Consider the following 18,879-nt stretch of genomic DNA (forward strand, 5'->3'; position numbering starts at 1 on the left):
CGGCACGCACATCCGCATCCGGGTCGGAACGGGACGCAACGGGCGACCACACAGCCGGTGACCGGACGATCGCCTTACCGGAACACCGAAGGCGGCGGTTCCGGGGAGGCTACCGCCGAGGCGTCGCGTACGGGAAGGGCTCCGCCGGCGAAGTCCGCGAGGGCCCGCCCGTGCTCGACCCGCCCCGGGTGCGGATCGCTCGCCACCCGCCGGGTGAACTCCGCGACGGGCAGCTCCCGGTCGGCGGCCACGAGCACGGCATTGCCGAAGCGCTTCCCGCGCCACACCACCGGGTCGGCGGCCAGCGCCAGTTGCCCGAACCGGGACGCGGCCGTCGCGATCTGGCCCCGCAGGAACGCCAGCGGCGGACCGTCCGCGAGGTTCGCCGCGTACCAGCCGCCGGGCGCCAGCGCGCGGCGCACGTCGTCCAGGAACTCGGCGCTCGTCAGGTGCGCCGGGGTGCGCGCGCCGCTGAACACGTCCGCGATCACCAGGTCCGCCCAGCCGTCCGGCACCTTCGCCAGCCCCGCCCGCGCGTCCGCCGACCGGACCCGGACCCGCGCCTGCGGGTCCAGCGGCAGGTGCTCCCGTACGAAGGCCGTCAGGGCCGCGTCGATCTCCACGACCTGCTGGCCGGACCGGGGGCGGGAGGCCGCCGTGTAGCGGGCGAGGGTGAAGGCGCCGCCGCCCAGGTGCAGCACGTTCAGCGGCTGCCGGGCCGGCGCGCAGAGGTCGATCAGGTGGCCGAGCCGCCGCTGGTAGGAGAAGTCCAGGTACCCGGGGTCGCCGAGGTCCACGTGCGACTGCGGGGCCCCGTCGATCAGCAGGGTCCATCCGTCCGCGCGCTCGCGGTCGGGTTCCAGCCGTGCCAGGCCGCCGTCGACCTGCCCGACGACCGCCTCGGCGCCGCCGCGTCCGCGCTGCCTGCCCTTGCCCTTTTCCTTGCCTGCCACCCCGCCATTGTGACGGGGCGGCGGCCGTGCCCCGTCAGCGGCAGTTGTCCGCGGCCTCGATCAGCCGGGCCGCCTCGCCGAGCGCCGCGCGCAGCACCGCCGGATCGGTGACCGGCCCGACGGCCTCCGGCGGGAGCAGCCAGCCGGTGCCGCCCGCGGTGGGCGCGGCGGACTCGCCGAAGCGCATCCCGCGGCCGTTGGTCTGCGTACACGCGCTGCCCGGCAGGTCCCAGGCGTCGGCGGTGCCGGGCGGGACGAGGAAGCCGAGGGTGTCGCCCGACCCGTCGTGCAGGACCGGGCCGACGCCGTCGGCCCGGCAGGCAGCCCGGCGGATGATGTCCACCGCCTCCAGCCCCTGCCGGGTCGGCACGGTGACCAGGTCCGGCTCACCGGCCGGAACGGCACCGGGCCCGGGCGCGGTGTGCGTTCCAGTGCTCTCCATGCCGGCCTCCACCAAGGGAACCCCTCCTCGATCCGCGTACGAGCCGGGAGCGGGGAGTCGCCTCCCACTCCGCACGGGTTCAACGCACGGGAACGTCAACGGGTGCGGCGCCAAGACGCCGCAAAGGATGGCAGTTCATGGCGGATCACGGGTGAGATATCCGTTTTGTAGCCAAACAGCGTGTGAACGCCCTGTCACTGACGGTACGTTCATGCCCGCCGGGCCACCCCCTCCCCAGGAGGGATCACCGGCGCTGCGTCCCTCGCCAGAGAGGCCACGTCCATGGCGGCGTCCCCCCACTCACCCAACTCCACGTTCCGGCGGCTGCGCGGACAGCGCTCCCCGGCCGAGTTCGCGGCCCTGGTGCGCCGGTCGGCGAAGGAGATCGGAGAAACGGTTTCCTGCGACGCCCGCTACATCGGCAGGGTCGAGTCCGGGGAGATCCGCTGCCCCAATTACGCGTACGAGCGGGTCTTCCTCCACATGTTCCCCGGCCGCACCCTCGCAGACCTGGGCTTCCCGCCGCGCGAGGCCGTCCGGGGGCGCGCGGCGCACCGCGACCCCCTCTCCTCCCCCACCCGTCACCGCCCCAGCCCCAAGGAGAGCGACGTGCTGCGTCGCGCGTTCATGGCGGGAGGCTCCGCGACCGTGGCGGCCGCAACGCTCAGCCTCACCCTGCTCGGCGACACCCGCCGCGTCATCCCCGCCCGCGCGGGCGAGTCCGAGGCCGCCGCCGTGGAGGACGCCGTACGCCAGATCCGGCTGCTGGACGACCGGCACGGGGCGGACGCCCTCTACCGCCGGGCCGCCGAACCCCTGCGCACCGCGTACGCGCTGCTCGACGCGGGGGCCGCCCGGCAGTCCACCGAGGACCGGCTGCACGCGGGCGCCGGGGAACTGGCCGTCTCGGTCGGCTGGCTGGCCCACGACTCCGGCCGCTTCGACGACGCCCGCTCGCACTACGCGGAGGCCCTGGCGACGGCCCGGGTCTCGGGCGACCCGGGCCTGGAGGCGCACGCGTTCAGCAACATGGCGTTCCTGGCGCGGGACTGCGGCCGCTCCCGCGAGTCCGTACGGGCGGCCCAGGCGGGCCGGCGCGCGGCCCGCTCCCTCGGCTCCCCGCGGCTGCTGTCGCTGCTCGCGCTGCGCGAGGCGGGGGGCTGGGCGGGGCTGGCCGACCGCAAGGCCTGCGAGGAGGCGCTGGCCCGCGCCCACACGGAGTTCTCCCGGGGCGAGGGGGATTCGGACCCCGAGTGGATGTCGTTCTTCGGCGAGGCCGAACTGGAGTCCCTGGAGGCCCGCTGCTGGGCGGCGCTCGGGGAGTACGCCCGCGCGGCCCGGCACGCCCGCCGGGCCGCCGACCTCCAGGACCCGCACTTCGCCCGGAACGTGGCCCTCTACACCGCCGAGCTGGCCGGCGACCTGGCCCGCGCGGGCGCCCCGGACGAGGCCGCCTGGGCGGGCGGCCGGGTGCTGGACCTGCTCGCCGAGGTGCAGTCCACGCGGATCCGGTCGATGCTCTCCGGGACCGCCCGGGCCCTGGTCCCGCACCAGCGCTCACCGCGCGTCGGCGCCTTCCTGACCCGGCACGCGGCAGTCTGAGGCCGGCGCCCGCGGGGGAACCGCGTCAGCCGTCCAGGTGTCCGGTGTCGTTCCAGCGCTCCAGCGCGGGGGCCCCGTACGCCCAGCCCAGGACCGACAGCGAGGTGGGCTCCAGGCGGATGCGGGCGCCGAAGGACGCCTCGAAGCCGAGCCAGCGGGCGGCGAGGGTACGCAGCACGTGCCCGTGCGCGAAGACCAGGACGTCACGCTCCGCCGAGCGCGCCCAGGCGACCACCTCGTCGGCGCGGGCCGCGACGTCGGCCACCGACTCGCCGCCCGGCACCCCGTCGCGCCAGATCAGCCAGCCGGGGCGGACCGCCTGGATCTCGGCCGGGGTCATGCCCTCGTAGTCGCCGTAGTCCCATTCCATCAGCGCGTCCCACGGTTCGGCCCGGACGCCGAAGCCCGCGAGGTCGCAGCTCTCGCTCGCGCGCACGAGCGGGCTGGTGCGGACCTCCAGGTCGCGCAGGCCCGCCCACGGGTCCCGGGCCAGCCGCTCGCCGAGCAGCTTCGCCCCGCGCCTGCCCTCCTCCAGCAGGGGCACGTCCGTGCGTCCCGTGTGCTTGCCGAGCTGGGACCACGCCGTCTGGCCGTGGCGGGCCAGCAGGATGCGGGGGGCCATGAGATTTCTCCCGGTATCTGAGAGTTCGCGCGTTTTACGGTGCTTCCGTCGCCCGACCATCATCCATCACTCGAACAGCAGGTCGCCCACCCCGTCCGCCCCACGGGCCACCGGCTCCCCCGGCCACCGGTTTCCGCCGTAAGTCCACGATTGTCAGTGGCGGATGGGACACTTCCGCCCGTGAGCTCCTACCCGCCCAGCGTCCCTCCGCAGAGCAGCGCGCGGCAGCCCCCGCAGCCGGCGGTTCCCCGGCCGGCTGCCCCGCGCCCGGCGACCCTGCGGCAGCGGCTCGCCGGCCTGCGCGGCCCCGCCGTCCCGCCCCGCCCGCTCGACGCCCGCGCCCTGGCGGCCCTCGCCGCCAACCCCGGCTGCGGCAGACGCGCCCTGCTCGACGGCGCCGGAGTGGACAAGACCGCGCTGGCCTCGGCGCTCGGCTCCCCCGCCGCCTTCGGGCAGTCGCAGTTCGCCATCGTCCGCGGGAACTCCTTCGAGGCCAAGGTCAAGGGCGACGGCGGAGCCGCGCTGCTGCGGCTGGTCCACGAGCACCTCGGCGCCGGCGCCGAGCCGCCCGGGCCGGACGCGCGCGTCCCCGACCTCACCGCCGCCGGGCCCGAGGGCCGCGCCGCCCGCACCGCGCTTGCCCTGCGCGAGGCCACCGCCGCGGCGGCCTGGACGCTGCTCGACCACCCGATGCTCGCCCTGGAAGTGGCGGGCACCCCCGCCTACCTGGAGCCGGACGCCGTCGTGGTGCACCCCGACGGCCGCTGGACCGTCGTGGAGATCAAGTCGTTCCCGATGATCGACGGCGCCGCCGACGCCGCGAAGGTCGGCGCCGCGGCCCGCCAGTCCGCCGTGTACGTCCTGGCCCTGGAGAAGACCGCCGAGAAGCTGCCGGGCGCCGAGGCCGGCCACACCGTGCTGCTGGTCTGCCCGAAGGACTTCTCCAACCTGCCCGCCGCGGCGCCCGTCGACGTCCGCCGCGAGCGGGCCGTCACCCGGCGCCAGCTCGACCGGCTGACGCGGGTCGAGGAACTGGCCGGGGCGCTGCCCGAGGGGCTCACCTTCGACCCGGCGCGGACCGCCGAGGAGCTGGCCGAGGCCGTGGCCGCGGTGGACGCCTCGTACGCCCCCGAGTGCCTGGCCGCATGCGAGCTGGCCTTCCACTGCCGGGAGAAGGCCCGCGGCGCCGACGAGCTGACCGCGCTGGGCCGCTCCGTACGGGGCGAGCTGGGCGCGCTGACCACCGTCGAGGAGGCCCTCGCGGCGGCCGTCGGCCGCGGCTGCCCCGACGATCCCGCCGCGACCGCGCTGCACCGCGCGGCCCGGCTGCGCGCCGAAGCGCTGGAGAGCACCGGATGAGCCTGCTCAACACCCTCGCGCGGCTGCAGGCCGTCCGGGCGGGCCGGGCCCAGCCGCTCGCGACCGTACGGCACCGCCACCTGGCCGGGCGCCCGCTGGTCCTCGTACCGCTGACGACGGCCGGTGAGGCCGGGGCCCCGCTGGGCGCGCTGGTGGGCACCGACCCGGCGGAGCCGAGGCTGCTGGTCGTACCGCAGCCGCGCGACCGCGACCTGCGCTGGGCCTTCCTGGCCGACCTCGCGGACGTGGTCCTGCCGTACGTGGACGGGTACGCGGACGACGTCGAGTACGTGGAGCGCAGCGAGACCGACCCGGAGACGGGCCGCAAGAGCAAGGTCGAGGCCGAGCTGTGCCGGGACGCCCCGCAGCTGATCGTGCCGAGCCGGGCGGGCGTGGAGTACGTACGGCTGCTGGGCCGCTCGATGCGGTTCCGGCGGACGGCCGAGGAGGACCCGGAGAACCCGTACCCCGCGCCCGCGCGGGTGCCGCTGCTGGGCCGCTGGTTCACGCACTTCGGCGAGCGCTCACGGGTGCCCGGCTCCTCGCTGCTGCTCTCGGCGACGGACCTGCTGTCCCGGCACTGGGCGAGCGGCCAGAGCAACCTGGAGGACCAGCACTTGGGCGCGCTGCTCGCCTGGATAGCGCCCCCGGGGGGCGCGTCCGGCGCGGAGGCGGCGCTGCGGGCGGAGCTCGGCCGCGACGGCGACGGCCAGCTGCTGGTCCCGCCCGCGGGCCCGGCCACCGACCCGGCGTTCGACAACCGGGTGCTGGCCCCGGCGATGGCCCGCTACGACGCCGCGCGCACGGCGGAGCCCCCGGACGGGCCGGCGCTCGCCCGCGCCGAGGAGCACGTACGGGCGCTGGTGGAGGCGCAGATGCGGCCGGCCTGGGACGCGGTGTGGCGCTCCGTGGAGCTCCTGCGCGAACTGCCGGCCGGTGAGCGGGCCGAGGAGCGCTGGACGCGCGACCGCTGGTCGTACACCGGCCACCGGGACCGCGTACGGGCGGGCGAGCCGCCGCAGCCGCGCCGCGACGACGCGGTGACGGCGGCGCAGAAGCTGGCCACCCGGGAGACCGAGCAGGTACGGCTCGACGCCCAGGAGGCGCTGGACGACCCGCTGGTGATGGCGGGCCGGCGGCTCGCGGGCGAGGCGTTCGCCGGCGAGGTCACCGAGGTGGTGATGGAGTGGACGGAGACGAAACGGCCGAGTCCGCGCCCGCTGGTGACGGTGGCCACGGAGGACCGGCCGCAGCTCGCGGAGGACGGCGGGACGAAGGTGTTCCGCTCGCTGGACGGCCGCCCGCAGTCCGCGCGCTTCGTCCGGTTCGACGAGGACGGGCGGCTCGTGCTGCGGCTGCTCGACAAGATGGGCCGCGGCCGGGACCCGGAGCCGGGCTCGGTGCCGGAGAAGGGCGACCGGGTGTGCTGGACGCTGTTCGAGCACGACGCCCGCGGCGGCCCGAAACTCCCGGACCCGGAGCGGACCCCGTGGACCCACGGCGGCCCGCCCGGACACCTGACCTCCCCGACCGCCCCCGCGCCCGACGCCGTGACCGACGAGGACCTCCTGTGACCGCCTTCGACCCGGGTGCGGCGGCCGCGCGGGCGACCGCCGCGATCCTGCACGACACGCTGCACGGAACCGAGCGGGGCGTCGTCGTCGACTCCCCGCCCGGCGCCGGCAAGTCCACGCTCGTGGTGAGGGCGGCGCGGGAGCTGGCCGCGGCCGGGCGCCGGCTGATGGTGGTGGCGCAGACGAACGCGCAGGTCGACGACCTGGTGCTGCGGCTCGCCGAGAAGGACCCGGGGCTCAAGGTCGGCCGACTGCACAGCAGCGACGGCGACGCGTACGACCCGGCGCTCCGCGAACTGCCGTCGGTGACGCTCTCCGCGAAGCCGGGGGACCTCGCCGAGCTGCCGGTGACCATCTCCACGGCGGCGAAGTGGGCCTACGTCAAGGACGCCGAGCCCTGGGAGCACGCGATCGTCGACGAGGCGTACCAGATGCGCTCCGACGCGCTGCTGGCCGTGGCCGGGCTGTTCGAGCGGGCCCTGTTCGTGGGCGACCCGGGGCAGCTCGACCCGTTCAGCGTGGTCGGCGCCGAGCAGTGGGCGGGCCTGTCCTACGACCCCTCCGCCTCGGCGGTCTCCACCCTGCTGGCCCACAATCCGCAGCTCCCGCAGCACCGGCTCCCCGTGTCCTGGCGGCTCCCGGCGACGGCCGCGCCGCTGGTCTCCCGCGCGTTCTACCCGTACACGCAGTTCCGCAGCGGTACGGGACCGGGCGAGCGGCGGCTCTCGTACGGGGTCGCCTCGGACGGCTCGGGCCCGGACCGGGTGCTGGACGAGGCGGCCGAGGCGGGCTGGGGCCTGCTGGAGCTCCCGGCCCGGCACACCCCGCGCACCGACCCGGAGGCGGTGCGGGCGGTGGCCGCGGTGGTCCGGCGCGCCCTGGACCGGGGGGCGGTGACCACGGACGAGCACGCGCGGCGCCCGGCCCCGCTCACCGCCGACCGCATCGCGGTGGGCACGGCGCACCGCGACCAGGCGGCCGCGGTCCGCTCGGCCCTGGCAGGGCTCGGGGTCACGGGCGTCACCGTGGACACGGCGAACCGGCTCCAGGGCCGCGAGTACGACCTCACGGTGGTCCTCCACCCGCTGTCGGGCCGCGCGGACGCGACGGCGTTCCACCTGGAGACGGGCCGGCTGTGCGTGCTGGCCTCCCGGCACCGGCACGCGTGCGTCGTGGTGGCCCGGGCGGGCATAGCGGACCTGCTGGACGACCACCCCTCGACGGAGCCGGTACAGCTCGGGGTGACGGTGAAGTTCCCGGACGGCTGGGAGGCCAACTACTCGGTGTTGGCGCACCTCGCCGAACACCGGGTGTCCTGGCGGCCGTAGCGCTCCGGCCGGGCGGCGGCGGGGCGCCGCCCGGAGAGCTCTGCGGCTGACGGCCGGTCAGCGGGCTCCCGGGCCGGACGGGAGGCCCGGGATCGCGGCGCTGGTGGGGCTCCGGCAGCTCACCCGCTCGACCCACGCGCCACGGGACCGGTCGGCTTCCCCGTGCGCCACACCGGTCGTACGGGCGTTCCCACCGCCCGCGGTCCGCAGCGGTGCACTCTTGCGCGGCGTTGGACAATGGACGGTGGCCCGGAAGCATTTCGTACGCGCAGCAGCTGGAGGACACGCATGGCAGAGCCCGAGCGGACCGAGCGGAGGCTGCGGCCCGCGCCGCTGCTCTTCGAGCCCTCGGACGCCGCCACGGACCCGGAGCACTTCTTCGATCTGGAGTCGATCGACGACCCGCGCGAGCTCCTGGTCCGCGCGACGGAACTGACACTGGCCTTCCGGGCGGCGCAGGAGCGGGCGGTGGAGTTCCAGGCCGTCGCGGCGGCGCAGCTGGCGGACCCGCGGCGGTTCGACCGGCTCTCGCCCGCGGCCATCGCCGAGCAGGCGGACTGGACCGAGGACTACGCCCGCAAGATGATCGAGTTCGGCGAGACCCTCCAGCGCGACGCCGGCCCCGAGGGCCCCTGACCGCACGGGCAGGTCCGGCCGGCGGACCGCACCGACCGACCACACCCCGCCACCGGCGCCGCCGCCACCGCCCGACCACACCCCGCCGACCGACCGGACCGCACCGACCGCGCCGCCCGGCAAGGGCTCCGTCCCGGAGCCCTCACCGCGGACTCCGGGGACCCGTACGCCGTACGCCGTACGCACGTCTGCGCCGGGGTTCGGGCGGGCCCGTCCGGCCCTGCGGGGCCGGGCTCCGCGGCTCCGCCGCCGAGCGGCCCGCCGGCGTTGCGCGCGCGGGCCCCTGGCATATGCGGGGCGCAACATACCCCAGCACGGCCCGCCCTGTCCCCGTTTCCGGTAACTCCAGGGGTCCGGGCCGCTACGGCCGGTAGACCTGAATCCATGACGACCCTGACGACGGCCCCCGGCAGCTCCGCCCTCGGCGCACGCAGCGCCGCGCCCGCCACCCACGTCACCCCGCAGGGCGCCGCCTGGCTCGCCTCCGCGTCCGCCTCCCCGCGGACCACCCTCGCGCTGTGGCAGGCGCGGCCCGCCGCGGCGGCCGTGCTCCCCTGCGGGACCGCCTTCGACGTCGTCAACGTCCCCGTCGTCCTCGGCCGCCGCGTGCTGGACCTGCTCTGGGCCGAGGGCCCCGGGTGCGGGCCGGTCGCCGTGCACCGCGGCCGGCTGCTGCTCTTCGCCGCCCCCGGCACCGCCCACCGGCTGCCCGCCCTGCTGGCGTGGGAGGAGTGGGGCGGCTCCCGTACGGCACCGGCTCCCCTGTGCCACGGCCGCGGCGACGCGGTCACCGTGCCGCCGCTGGCCGCCGTGAGCGGGCCTTCCCGGTGGCTCGTGGCCCCCGGGACCCGGTCGCCGTGGCTGCCCGGCCCCGAGGCGCTGCTGTGGGCCTTCGCCCGCGCCGCCCGTATCGCGGGGCCCGGCACCGACCGACCTGGGAATATCGATTTTTCCTTCGGCGGATCAGGATGCTAATGTCTGCGATGTCAGCAGGCGCCGCTAGCTCAGTTGGTTAGAGCAGCTGACTCTTAATCAGCGGGTCCGGGGTTCGAGTCCCTGGCGGCGCACAGACGGAAGAAGGCCCCCACGCGAGTGGGGGCCTTCTTCGTGTCCCGGTGCGCGGGTTCCGGTGCGCGGGTTCCGGTGCGCGTGCCGCTCAGGTGGTGATCTTCACCGTGTAGGCGCCCGACTGGGTCCGGTCCGCCACCTCGATCGTGATCCGCTCGCCCGGCACGGTGTACGTCTCGCCCACCTCCAGCGGCGCGTCCGCGAGCGGCGGGTACACCGAGCGGTCCCAGCAGGCCTCCGTCCGCGGGTGCCCGTCGAGCACTTCGATCGGTCCGCCGCCCGACGCCGCCTCGTTGCGCACCCGGTAGACGAGGACCCCTTCCGTGCAGGTGTCCCCGTCGTTGCCCGTGGAGCCGCGCGCCTCCACGGCGATGGCGCTGCCGGGGCCGGTACGGATCACCGCGAGCCGGGTGCCGCCCGTGCCGCCCGTCGGCGGGGTCTGGGCCAGCGGCTGGAGGGTGTGCATCGAGGAGCCGGACTGCACGCAGTCCACCTGGGAGGGCTCCAGCCAGCCCAGCTTCCACTTGTGCCAGGCGAAGAGGTCGGGGGCCATCCCGAACTGGCTTCCCATGACGTCCCAGTCCCCGACGTACGTGTCCCAGTCGCCCTTGCCGTCCGTCGGCCGGTGGTAGAGGTCGGGGAGGTCGAAGACGTGCCCGGTCTCGTGGGCGAGCACGTTGCGGTCCGGCGGGTGCCGCTCGAAGACGGTGACGATCCGGCGCAGGTCGGTGCCGTCCGCGCGGATCGGGCGGTCGAAGTTGACGACCTTCGTGGCGTCGGAGTCCACGCCGGGCGCGTCCGGGTCGGCGACGAAGTACACGACGTCGTACCGCGAGAAGTCCACGCGTGCGTCGGCGGTCGCGACCGCGTCGCGGAGGTAGGCCGCCCGGTCCTCGGGGGCCCAGTCGCGCTGTATGCCGTACGCCGTCGACGGCCGGGGCATCCGGGCCCATTGCCGCTGCGGGTGCGGGACGAGGCGGAAGCGGCCGTACGAGGCGCGCTCGAAGAACTCGCTCGTCTCGGGGAAGTAGTCGCCGGTGACCTCGTCGGTGGTGACGGCGGGCCGGTGGTCGGGGAAGGAGAGGAAGACCATGACCGCGTCGAGGGTGCGCTCGGGCCGGGGGTAGGCGCCGTTCCAGCTGTCGAGGCCCAGGGAGTGGTGCGCCGCCGTACGGGTCAGCGCACAGGGGCCGGCCCCCGGTTCGGCGACGGCGGGACCCGCGACGAGCGACATGGCGGCGAGCGCCGTGAGGGAGGTGAGCACGGCCCCGGCACTTCGGACGCGGGAGCGGTCCACTCCCCCGGGTGTCTGCTGTCGCTGCACATCGACCTCCGGTGGTGGATTGATCCCATCTCGTCCACCTTGAGGCGATTGTCTTACTAATGCCCTGTTCCGCTACCCCACACGAGTGAGCAAGAGGGCAACCCGGTGACCCTCGGGCTTCACGGGTCTGCCTACAGAACGTCACGAGCGATCACGTGAGATCAGCAGGGGTCTCGGCATGCTCAGAGCCGCGCAGAAACGATCACGCGACCTTTGGCCGACGCTTTGTCATCACAGTGAACTGCCCTGCTCCGCACGGCGATGCCGCTGGATAGCCCATCCCGTAAGCCTCTATGATCGGCACACTTTCCTGCACGGACACTCACGAGCACTGCGGGAGCCAACGGTGAGCGGAACCTCAGAGGGAACCGGTTCGGCGGCCGACAGCATCCGATCGGCCATCACGGAGCGTCACCCCGTCGTACCGGCGGCCCAGTCGGCGACGGCCACCCCGGCCGCCGCGGATCCGTCGTCCCGCGCACGGTCCGAGCTGCGCGACTACCGGGCCGCCTTCAACGCGGCCCACCTCGCCATGGCCGTCGTGGACCGCGACGGCTTCGTCGTCACCGCGAACCAGGCCTTCGCCGGACTGCTGGGCACGGAGCCGCACGCCCTCACCCACCAGTGCGCCGCCGACCTGGTGGACCTGGCCGCCGAGGCCCGGACCTGGGCGGCGTACCAGGAGGTCCTCCGCGGCCGGCAGGCCCGGCTGCGCTGCACGCGCCGGCTCAAGCACCCCGACGGGCACTCGCTGTGGACCGAGGTGACGCTCGGGCCCGTACCGGGGACCGGGGACGTCCTGCTGTCCGTCGCCGACATCAGCGACCGGCGCGACCTCCAGGCCCGCCTGCGGCACCTCCAGATGCACGACCCGGTCACCCGGCTGCCCAACCGGGCGCTGTTCTTCGAGCGGCTCTCGGGCGCCCTGGAGGCCTCCTCGTACGAGCGTGGCGGCGGTACCGGCCGGATCGGGCTCTGCTACCTGGACCTCGACGGGTTCAAGGCGGTCAACGACACCCTCGGCCACCGGGTCGGCGACCGGCTGCTGGCCGCCGTCGCGGCCCGGCTGACCCAGTGCGCCGACCGGACCGGGTACAGCCGTACGGGCGGGCACCTGGTGGCACGGCTCGGCGGCGACGAGTTCGCCCTGCTGGTCGAGGACTCCACGGGCACCGAGCAGCTCGCGGACCTGGCGCGGAGCGTGCTGGCGGCGGTGCAGGAGCCGTTCGACCTGGCCGGGCAGCGGCTGTCGGTCTCGGCGTCGATCGGCGTGGTGGAGCGGGCGGCCGCCGGGACCTCGGCGACCGGGCTGATGCAGGCCGCCGACACGACCCTGTACTGGGCGAAGGCGGACGGCAAGGCCCGCTGGACCCTCTTCGACCCGGAGCGCAACGCCCACCGCATGACCCGCCAGGCCCTGTCCTCGACGCTCCGGCCGGCCGTGGAGCGGGACGAATTCGCGCTGGAGTACCAGCCGCTGGTGGACCTGGCGAGCGGCGCGGTGCGCGGGGTGGAGGCGCTGGTGCGCTGGAAACACCCGCAGTTCGGCACCCTGACACCGAACCGGTTCATCGGCATCGCCGAAGAGGACGGCTCCATCGTGCAGTTGGGACGGTGGGTGCTGCGCACCGCCTGCCGCCAGGCCCGGCGCTGGCAGCTCGACCAGCCCAGTGACGCGCCGGTCTTCGTGTCGGTCAACGTCGCGGTGCGCCAGGTGTGGGACTCCGACCTGGTGGGCGATGTCGCGGAGATCCTCGCCGAGACGGGGCTGGCGCCGCAGCTGCTCCAGCTGGAGCTGACCGAGTCGGCGGTGATGGGCTCCGCGGGCCGCCCGCTCCAGGCCCTCCAGGCGCTGAGCGACATGGGCGTACGGATCGCGATCGACGACTTCGGCACCGGGTACTCGAACCTGGCCTACCTCAGCCGGCTGCCGGTCTCGGTCCTGAAGCTGGACGGCTCCTTCGTCCGCGGCTTCCGCTACGACGAGGGCGCGCACCCCAACCCGGCCGACGAGACCATCGTCGAGGCGCTGGTCCAGCTCGCGCACCGGCTGGGCCTGACGGTGACGGCGGAGTGCGTGGAGACCGCCGGGCAGGCGGCCCGGCTGCGCGGCGTGGGCTGCGACACCGGCCAGGGCTGGCTGTACTCGCGGGCCGTGCCCCCGGACGTGATCGCCCGCATGATCCGCCGCCAGGCCGCCGCCGAGGGCGCCCCCGCCTTCGCGGCCCCGGCCGCCGACGGCCCCGCCCCGCACCCCCAGCTCTGAGGGGTACGGGGCGGTGTCCGGCCGCGCCGGGCCGTACGTACGGTCAGAGGCTCCGGACGAACGCCCCGAACGCCTCCGGCGCCACGGTGAAGGCGGGCCCGTCGGGCCGCTTGGAGTCCCGCACGGCGACCTGGCAGGGCTGCGCGGCCACCTCGACGCAGTCACCGCCGGTCCCGCCGCTGTACGAGGCCTTGCGCCAGGCGGCAGGCCCGAGGGGGGCACACTCGACGCAGTCACCGCCGCTGGAACCGCTGTAAGACGACTTACGCCACAACGCGCCCGTCAGGTTGCTTCCCATAGCGTTCCTCCATTACGCGAGCGATCAGCTCTGCCGACGCGCGGGGGGATAGGGCCTCGGCTTGCAGCCGAGCGTAGCCGACCGAACGCTCCCTGATTACTTGCAGGTTGGCGGTCATGTGACCGCAGTCGTAGCTCTCGCTGTAGTGGACATCCGGATCGTTGTCGAACCGCAGGAGGTTGAACGACCCCATCATCCCGGCGTGCTGGCCGGTATCGAACGGCAGGACCTGGATCTCCAGCCATTGCCAGTCCCGGAGGCTCAGCAGATGGGCCAGTTGGTTCCGCATGACCTCTCGGCCCCCGATCTCCCGATGGAGAGACGCTTCATCCAGCACCACCCACACCACCGGCCCATTCTCGCGGGCCAGTATGCGCTGCCGATCCATGCGAGCAGCAACGGCAGCATCGAGCGTGTCGGGGTTCTCGACGCCCAGTACCGCACGCGCATAGGCCTCCGTCTGGAGGAGTCCGTAGATCAACTGGCACTGGAACGTGGAGATGAACGTCGCCCGGGCTTCCATCTCCGCGTACGGCTGAAACCACGTCGGCAGTTGGCTGCGCAGGACCAGTCCGGCGAGGCGGGAGAACAGCCCGCCGGTCCCCAGCGCCGCGTCCAGCCGCTCCGAGAAGTCGCGGGTCGGGACCTTGCGCGCCGTTTCGATCTGGCCGATCAGGGAGCCCGTGCAGTAGATGATCTCGCCCAACTGGCCCTGTTTCAGCTTCGCATCCTCCCGCAGCCTGCGCAGTTCGAAGCCGTAGTAGTCCAGCGGCGAGGCGCTGGGGTCGAGGTCGCGGATGTTGACCACGGGACGGTCACCCCCATGAAGACGCGGGTCGGATGCAGCAGCCGACTTCCGAGCGTAGTGAGCCAGATACGCAGAGGAGTGCAGGATCCGGTAACCGTCCCCCGGTTTGCATGAGTTTCGATAGGTTGATCCAAAGAACCGAGAGGGGTGGGCCCGGTGATCCGCGCGTACAAGTTCCTCATGCGGCCCACTGTCGGGCAGCAGATGGCCCTGAGTGAGATGCTGCGCGATCACTGCTCGCTCTACAACGGCGCATTGCAGGAACGCCGCGACGCCTGGCGACACGTGTCCAGGACAAGCGTCCAGTACGGGATGCAGTCCGCACAGCTCAAGGAGATCCGTGCGTTCGACCCGGACTGCCAGGGGCGCTGGTCGTTCTCCTCTCAGCAGGCGACGCTGCGTCGTCTCGGCAAGGCCTTCTCAGCGTTCTTTCGCAGGGTCAAGGCCGGTGACGTGCCCGGCTACCCGCGCTTTCGCGGGATGAGCCGGTTCGACACGGTGGAGTTCCCCGAGGACGGCGACGGCTGCCGGTGGGACTCCACCCCGCAGGACCCCATCACCCGCGTCCGCTTCCTGGGCGTGGGACACGTCAAGGTCAACCAGCACCGGCCGGTGATCGGCAAGGTCAAAACCATCAGCGTCAAGCGCGAGGGCAAGCGCTGGTACGTGATCCTGACTGCCGAGCGGGTACAGCCTGAGCCGAAGCCCAAAACGGGCAGCATGGCCGGAATCGACATGGGCCTGGCCCACTTCCTCGCGGATTCCAAGGGCGGGTTTGTCGAGAACCCGCGCCACGGGCGGAAGGCTGCTGCAAAGCTCCGAGCCGCACAGCAGGCCCTTGCCCGGTGTGAGCGCCAAAGCGGCCGACGCAAGAAGATGGTCCGCAAGGTCGCGGAGCTTCACCGCAAGGTGCGCCGCCAGCGCCTCGACCATGCCCACAAGACCGCCTTGGATCTGGTCCGCCAACACGACTTCATCGCGCACGAAGACCTCAAGATCCGCAACATGGCCAGGGCGCCCAAACCGAAGCCCGACCCTGACCGTTCCGGCACCTTCCTGCCCAACGGAGCCGCCGCGAAGGCAGGTCTCAACCGTTCCATCTCGGAGGCCGGATGGGGGGTGTTCCTGAGCATCCTGCACGCCAAGGCTGAAAGCGCCGGGCGGGACGTGATCGCTGTGAACCCCCGCAACACCTCGCGGACCTGCCCCCAGTGCGGGCACGTCTCACCGGAGAACCGGCCCACCCGGGAGAGGTTCCACTGCGTCGCCTGCGGTCACCGCGCGCACGCGGACACGGTCGGCGCCTTGAACGTTCTACGGGCCGGGCTGGCCCGTCGCGACGCCAACCCGGCATAGCGAGAAGCCCCCTCCTCCAGGAGGGGGAGGAGTCACGTGACACAGCTCCGCCCCGCACCCGGGGTCCGGGGTTGCGGGGCGGAGTGTCGCTCGGCGCGGGGTGGGGGGATCAGCAGGCGCCGAGGTCCTTCCAGACACCCCATTCACCGGTGGTGCCGGGCACCTCGTTCTGTGTCCACCACTGGGCCTTGTACTTGCGGCCGTTGTGGGAGACCTCGGTTCCGCCGGTGTAGACGGTTCCCGCGACGTAGGCCGGGACGGAACCGCAGCCGGTGGCCGGCGGGGTCGTCGGCGGCGTGGTCGGGGGCGTCGTGGGCGGCGTGGTCGGAGGCGTCGTCGGCGGGGTGGTCGGCGGCACCGTGGCTCCGCCGAGGGCGTCCGAGATCTGGTTCAGCAGCGTGGTGTTGTTGTCCAGGCCGAGCAGCGAGTACATCATCGCGCCGGCCAGGCCGCGCTGCTTGCCGTAGTCGACCCGGGCCTGGATGGACTTCTGGTTCAGGCCGGTGAAGAACTCGCCGTCCTTGTAGAAGTACGAGGCCTTGGCCTGGTCGTCCCAGAAGGTGCTCGCCGGGTTGTCGACGATGCCGCCGAGCTCCTTGTAGTTCGCGATGCCGGCCTGCTGGCTGGTGGGCCGGGCGCCGGAGGCGCCGGTCGCGGACTGGGCGAGGCCGTTGTTCGCCCCTGCCGGGACGCCCTTCCAGCCGCGGTAGTAGAACTCGTAGCCCAGGGTCAGCTTGTTGGCGGGGAAGCCGCCGGTGATGCCGTAGGCCGGGTTGCCGTCGACCCAGGAGTCGATGGCGTTGTCGATGCTGTACTTCTGCGTGCCCGGGGCGATCGGGTCGGTCGGGTCACCGGCCGGGGAGTACAGCGGGGACTGGTGGTACGTCGGCCCGTCGCTGTCCCACGCGCCGTGCATGTCGTACGTCATGATGTTCGCGTAGTCGAGGTACGCGCCGATCTTGTCCGTCTCGATGTACTTGATCTTGTCCTGGCCGGCCGGGAGGGCCGAGGTCAGCAGGTACTTCTTGCCGCCGTTGGCCGCGCCGTGGGCGTCGAGCTGCTGACGGAACTCCTTGAGCAGGAGCGTGAAGTTCTGCTTGTCCTCGGGGGCGTAGTGGTTGCCGAGGTGGCCGCCGGACGAGCCCGGGTACTCCCAGTCGATGTCGATGCCGTCGAAGATCCCGGCCGCCGCGCCGACGCCGCCGTAGCCGCCCTCGACCGGCAGGTTGCCCTTGATGTACTGGTCGATGCAGGAGGACACGAGCTTCTTGCGGGAGGCGTCGGTCTTCGCCGCGTCGCTGAAGAACTTCGAGTACGTCCAGCCGCCGAGCGAGATGTTGATCTTCAGGTGGGGGTACTTGGCCTTCAGCTGCTTGAACTGGTTGAAGACGCCCACGATCGGCTGGTCCCACTTGTCGGCGACACCGCTGACACTGTCGGCCGCGCTGAAGGACTTCTGGTAGTCGGCGTACGAGTCGCCCGCACCGTCACCGGCGTTGGGGTTGTTGTCGTCGCCCGCCGCCTTGTTCGCCTCGAAACAGGTGAGGTTGGTGGGGTGGATGTTGCCGAACGAGTAATTGATGACGTCCAGCTTGCCCGCTATGCCGCGGGTATCGAGGTGCTTGGGATAGAAGGCGCTCCCGTACACGCTCCACTGGTCGTAGTAGGCGATGCGGACGCCGCCGGCCGCGGCTGCCCCGGCGGCGGGGGTCGCGTCGGCCGCCTGGGCGGTGCTGAGCCCCGCGAAGGAGGCCAGCGCTCCGGCGGCCAGTGCCGCCGTGGCGGCGGCGGCGATGAGGGGTTTACGGATGTGCATGGACTGCCTCCGGGGGGTGGGAGGGAAGAGCAAGAAGTTCAGGTGGGAGATTGATAGCGATCACCGGAGGCCCGAGTCAATGGTTTGGACCAAACAAGGACTAGACCACTCCCCACACAAACCCCCTCGTCAGAGACCTGAGCGCACATCAGAAACCGCTCGCCACCTAAGGTGACGAGCGGCTTAAGGCTGCCTTGAGCCATCTCCCGGCAAGGTTTCGGCAACAAACCAGCCAAACTCCGTTTGTGTACGGTCAGCCCGCCTCGGGCGTCTCCACCGGCAGGCCGTACGCATCTGCGATGAGCCCGTACGAGCGCAACCGGGCTTCTCCGCCGTGGGCGTTCGCGGTCAGCATCAGCTCGTCGGCGCCGGTCCGCTTGGCCAGGTCGTCGAGTCCGCTGCGGACCTCGTCCGGCGTGCCGTGGACGATGTCCACGAGCCGCCCCTCGATGAACTCCCGCTCCAGCGGGGAGTACGGGTACGCGGCGGCCTCCTGCGGCGTCGGGATCAGCCCGGGCCGCCCGCTGCGCAGCCGCAGCATCGCCAGGGCCCCGGTGAGCACCTCGGCGCGGGCCTGCGCCGCGGTGTCGGCGGCGAGCGCGGCGACCCCGATGACGGCGTACGGGGCGTCGAGCACGGCCGAGGGCCGGAAGCTCTGCCGGTACAGGTCGAGGGCGGGCAAGGTGCCGGCCGCGGAGAAGTGGTGGGCGTAGGCGAAGGGCAGGCCGAGCTGGCCGGCGAGGCGGGCGCTGAAGCCGGAGGAGCCGAGCAGCCAGATCGGCGGCCGCCCGGCGGGTCCCTGGACCGGCCCCGGCACGGCGTGCACGCGGGCGTACGGGTGTCCGTCCGGGAAGTCGTCGTCGAGGAAGCGGATGAGCTCGGAGAGGCTGCGGGGGAACTCGTCGGCGGCTTCGTCCAGGCGCCCGGCCCCGCGCAATGCGGCCGCGGTCCGCGGATCGGTGCCGGGGGCGCGGCCGAGCCCGAGGTCGATCCGCCCGGGCGCGAGCGCCTCCAGGGTGCCGAACTGCTCGGCGACGGCGAGCGGGGCGTGGTTGGGCAGCATGACGCCGCCCGAACCGAGCCGGATGCGGGAGGTGTGCGCGGCCAGGTGGGCGAGGATCACGGCCGGCGAGGAGCTGGCGACCCCCGGCATCGAGTGGTGCTCGGCGACCCAGTGGCGGTGGTAGCCGCGGGATTCGGCCAACCGGGCGATCTCCACGCTGGTGCGCAGGGCCGCGTGGGCCGTGCTGCCCGCGCCCACGGTGACGAGGTCCAGCACGGACAGGGGTACGGGCGCCCTGCCCAGTGCGGCGCCGCGGATCCCGTCGCGGCCACCCTCCCGCCGGCCGGTGTGCCCGGTGTCACTCATCGTCGCTCCCGTCTCGTGTTCCACGTCCGTACGACATCCGTACGACAGACGTACCAAG

General features: G+C 73.5%; 15 protein-coding genes, 1 tRNA gene and 1 pseudogene. 9 read left to right on the forward strand and 8 right to left on the reverse strand.

Annotation, left to right across the window (positions count from 1 at the left end; all coding sequences use genetic code 11):
- Nucleotides 1-74: 74 nt before the first annotated feature.
- Both OTB16_RS05435 and OTB16_RS05440 read right to left on the reverse strand, forming a co-directional pair.
- Nucleotides 75-953, reverse strand: a complete 879-nt coding sequence (locus tag OTB16_RS05435) for a spermidine synthase (protein ID WP_267718698.1) — start codon at nt 951-953, stop codon at nt 75-77.
- Nucleotides 954-987: 34 nt separating this feature from the next.
- Nucleotides 988-1,395 carry a hypothetical protein gene (locus OTB16_RS05440; protein WP_267718699.1) on the reverse strand — a complete coding sequence of 136 codons (408 nt, stop codon included), beginning with the start codon at nt 1,393-1,395 and terminating at the stop codon, nt 988-990.
- 282 nt (nt 1,396-1,677) lie between these two features.
- Here OTB16_RS05440 and OTB16_RS05445 point away from each other — a divergent pair, with 282 nt between their 5' ends.
- Nucleotides 1,678-2,997 (forward strand): NsdA family TPR-like regulatory protein, encoded by a 1,320-nt coding sequence (locus OTB16_RS05445; RefSeq protein ID WP_267718700.1) that lies wholly within the window; start codon nt 1,678-1,680, stop codon nt 2,995-2,997.
- Between the two features lie 25 nt (nt 2,998-3,022).
- On the opposite strand, the gene OTB16_RS05450 is transcribed toward OTB16_RS05445, so the two are convergent.
- Nucleotides 3,023-3,619: a histidine phosphatase family protein gene (locus OTB16_RS05450; protein ID WP_267718701.1), complete on the reverse strand. Its 597-nt coding sequence runs from the start codon at nt 3,617-3,619 to the stop codon at nt 3,023-3,025.
- 180 nt (nt 3,620-3,799) lie between these two features.
- Here OTB16_RS05450 and OTB16_RS05455 point away from each other — a divergent pair, with 180 nt between their 5' ends.
- From OTB16_RS05455 to OTB16_RS05480, 6 genes and pseudogenes are all read left to right on the forward strand, one after another.
- Nucleotides 3,800-4,978: a hypothetical protein gene (locus OTB16_RS05455; RefSeq protein WP_267718702.1), complete on the forward strand. Its 1,179-nt coding sequence runs from the start codon at nt 3,800-3,802 to the stop codon at nt 4,976-4,978.
- Nucleotides 4,975-6,552: a hypothetical protein gene (locus tag OTB16_RS05460; RefSeq protein WP_267718703.1), complete on the forward strand. Its 1,578-nt coding sequence runs from the start codon at nt 4,975-4,977 to the stop codon at nt 6,550-6,552. Before OTB16_RS05455 ends, OTB16_RS05460 begins: the two co-directional genes overlap by 4 nt.
- Nucleotides 6,549-7,880 (forward strand): AAA domain-containing protein, encoded by a 1,332-nt coding sequence (locus OTB16_RS05465; protein ID WP_267718704.1) that lies wholly within the window; start codon nt 6,549-6,551, stop codon nt 7,878-7,880. The genes OTB16_RS05460 and OTB16_RS05465 overlap by 4 nt, the downstream gene beginning before the upstream one ends.
- Before the next feature lie 288 nt (nt 7,881-8,168).
- Entirely contained in the window at nt 8,169-8,516 is a 348-nt protein-coding gene (locus OTB16_RS05470; protein WP_267718705.1) for a hypothetical protein, read from the forward strand.
- Between the two features lie 384 nt (nt 8,517-8,900).
- Nucleotides 8,901-9,519, forward strand: a pseudogene (locus tag OTB16_RS05475) (bifunctional DNA primase/polymerase).
- A tRNA-Lys gene (locus tag OTB16_RS05480) sits at nt 9,510-9,583 on the forward strand. The pseudogene OTB16_RS05475 and the gene OTB16_RS05480 overlap by 10 nt, the downstream one beginning before the upstream one ends.
- Before the next feature lie 89 nt (nt 9,584-9,672).
- On the opposite strand, the gene OTB16_RS05485 is transcribed toward OTB16_RS05480, so the two are convergent.
- Nucleotides 9,673-10,908 carry a M6 family metalloprotease domain-containing protein gene (locus OTB16_RS05485; protein ID WP_267718706.1) on the reverse strand — a complete coding sequence of 412 codons (1,236 nt, stop codon included), beginning with the start codon at nt 10,906-10,908 and terminating at the stop codon, nt 9,673-9,675.
- Between the two features lie 346 nt (nt 10,909-11,254).
- Between OTB16_RS05485 and OTB16_RS05490 the strand changes: the two genes are divergently transcribed.
- Nucleotides 11,255-13,174 carry a putative bifunctional diguanylate cyclase/phosphodiesterase gene (locus OTB16_RS05490; protein ID WP_267718707.1) on the forward strand — a complete coding sequence of 640 codons (1,920 nt, stop codon included), beginning with the start codon at nt 11,255-11,257 and terminating at the stop codon, nt 13,172-13,174.
- A gap of 43 nt (nt 13,175-13,217) precedes the next feature.
- On the opposite strand, the gene OTB16_RS05495 is transcribed toward OTB16_RS05490, so the two are convergent.
- Complete coding sequence (locus OTB16_RS05495) at nt 13,218-13,472, reverse strand: DUF397 domain-containing protein (RefSeq protein ID WP_267718708.1); 255 nt, start codon at nt 13,470-13,472, stop codon at nt 13,218-13,220.
- Nucleotides 13,438-14,280, reverse strand: coding sequence for a helix-turn-helix domain-containing protein (locus tag OTB16_RS05500; RefSeq protein ID WP_267718709.1), 843 nt, complete (start codon nt 14,278-14,280; stop codon nt 13,438-13,440). The genes OTB16_RS05495 and OTB16_RS05500 overlap by 35 nt, the downstream gene beginning before the upstream one ends.
- A gap of 156 nt (nt 14,281-14,436) precedes the next feature.
- Between OTB16_RS05500 and OTB16_RS05505 the strand changes: the two genes are divergently transcribed.
- Nucleotides 14,437-15,636 carry an RNA-guided endonuclease InsQ/TnpB family protein gene (locus tag OTB16_RS05505; RefSeq protein ID WP_267718710.1) on the forward strand — a complete coding sequence of 400 codons (1,200 nt, stop codon included), beginning with the start codon at nt 14,437-14,439 and terminating at the stop codon, nt 15,634-15,636.
- A 109-nt stretch (nt 15,637-15,745) separates the two neighbouring features.
- On the opposite strand, the gene OTB16_RS05510 is transcribed toward OTB16_RS05505, so the two are convergent.
- Nucleotides 15,746-17,452, reverse strand: a complete 1,707-nt coding sequence (locus OTB16_RS05510; protein WP_267718711.1) for a glycosyl hydrolase family 18 protein — start codon at nt 17,450-17,452, stop codon at nt 15,746-15,748.
- A gap of 253 nt (nt 17,453-17,705) precedes the next feature.
- Nucleotides 17,706-18,821: an LLM class flavin-dependent oxidoreductase gene (locus OTB16_RS05515; RefSeq protein ID WP_267718712.1), complete on the reverse strand. Its 1,116-nt coding sequence runs from the start codon at nt 18,819-18,821 to the stop codon at nt 17,706-17,708.
- Nucleotides 18,822-18,879 lie beyond the last annotated feature (58 nt).

The organism is Streptomyces antarcticus (genome assembly GCF_026627255.1).
Taxonomy (GTDB): Bacteria; Actinomycetota; Actinomycetes; order Streptomycetales; family Streptomycetaceae; genus Streptomyces; species Streptomyces antarcticus.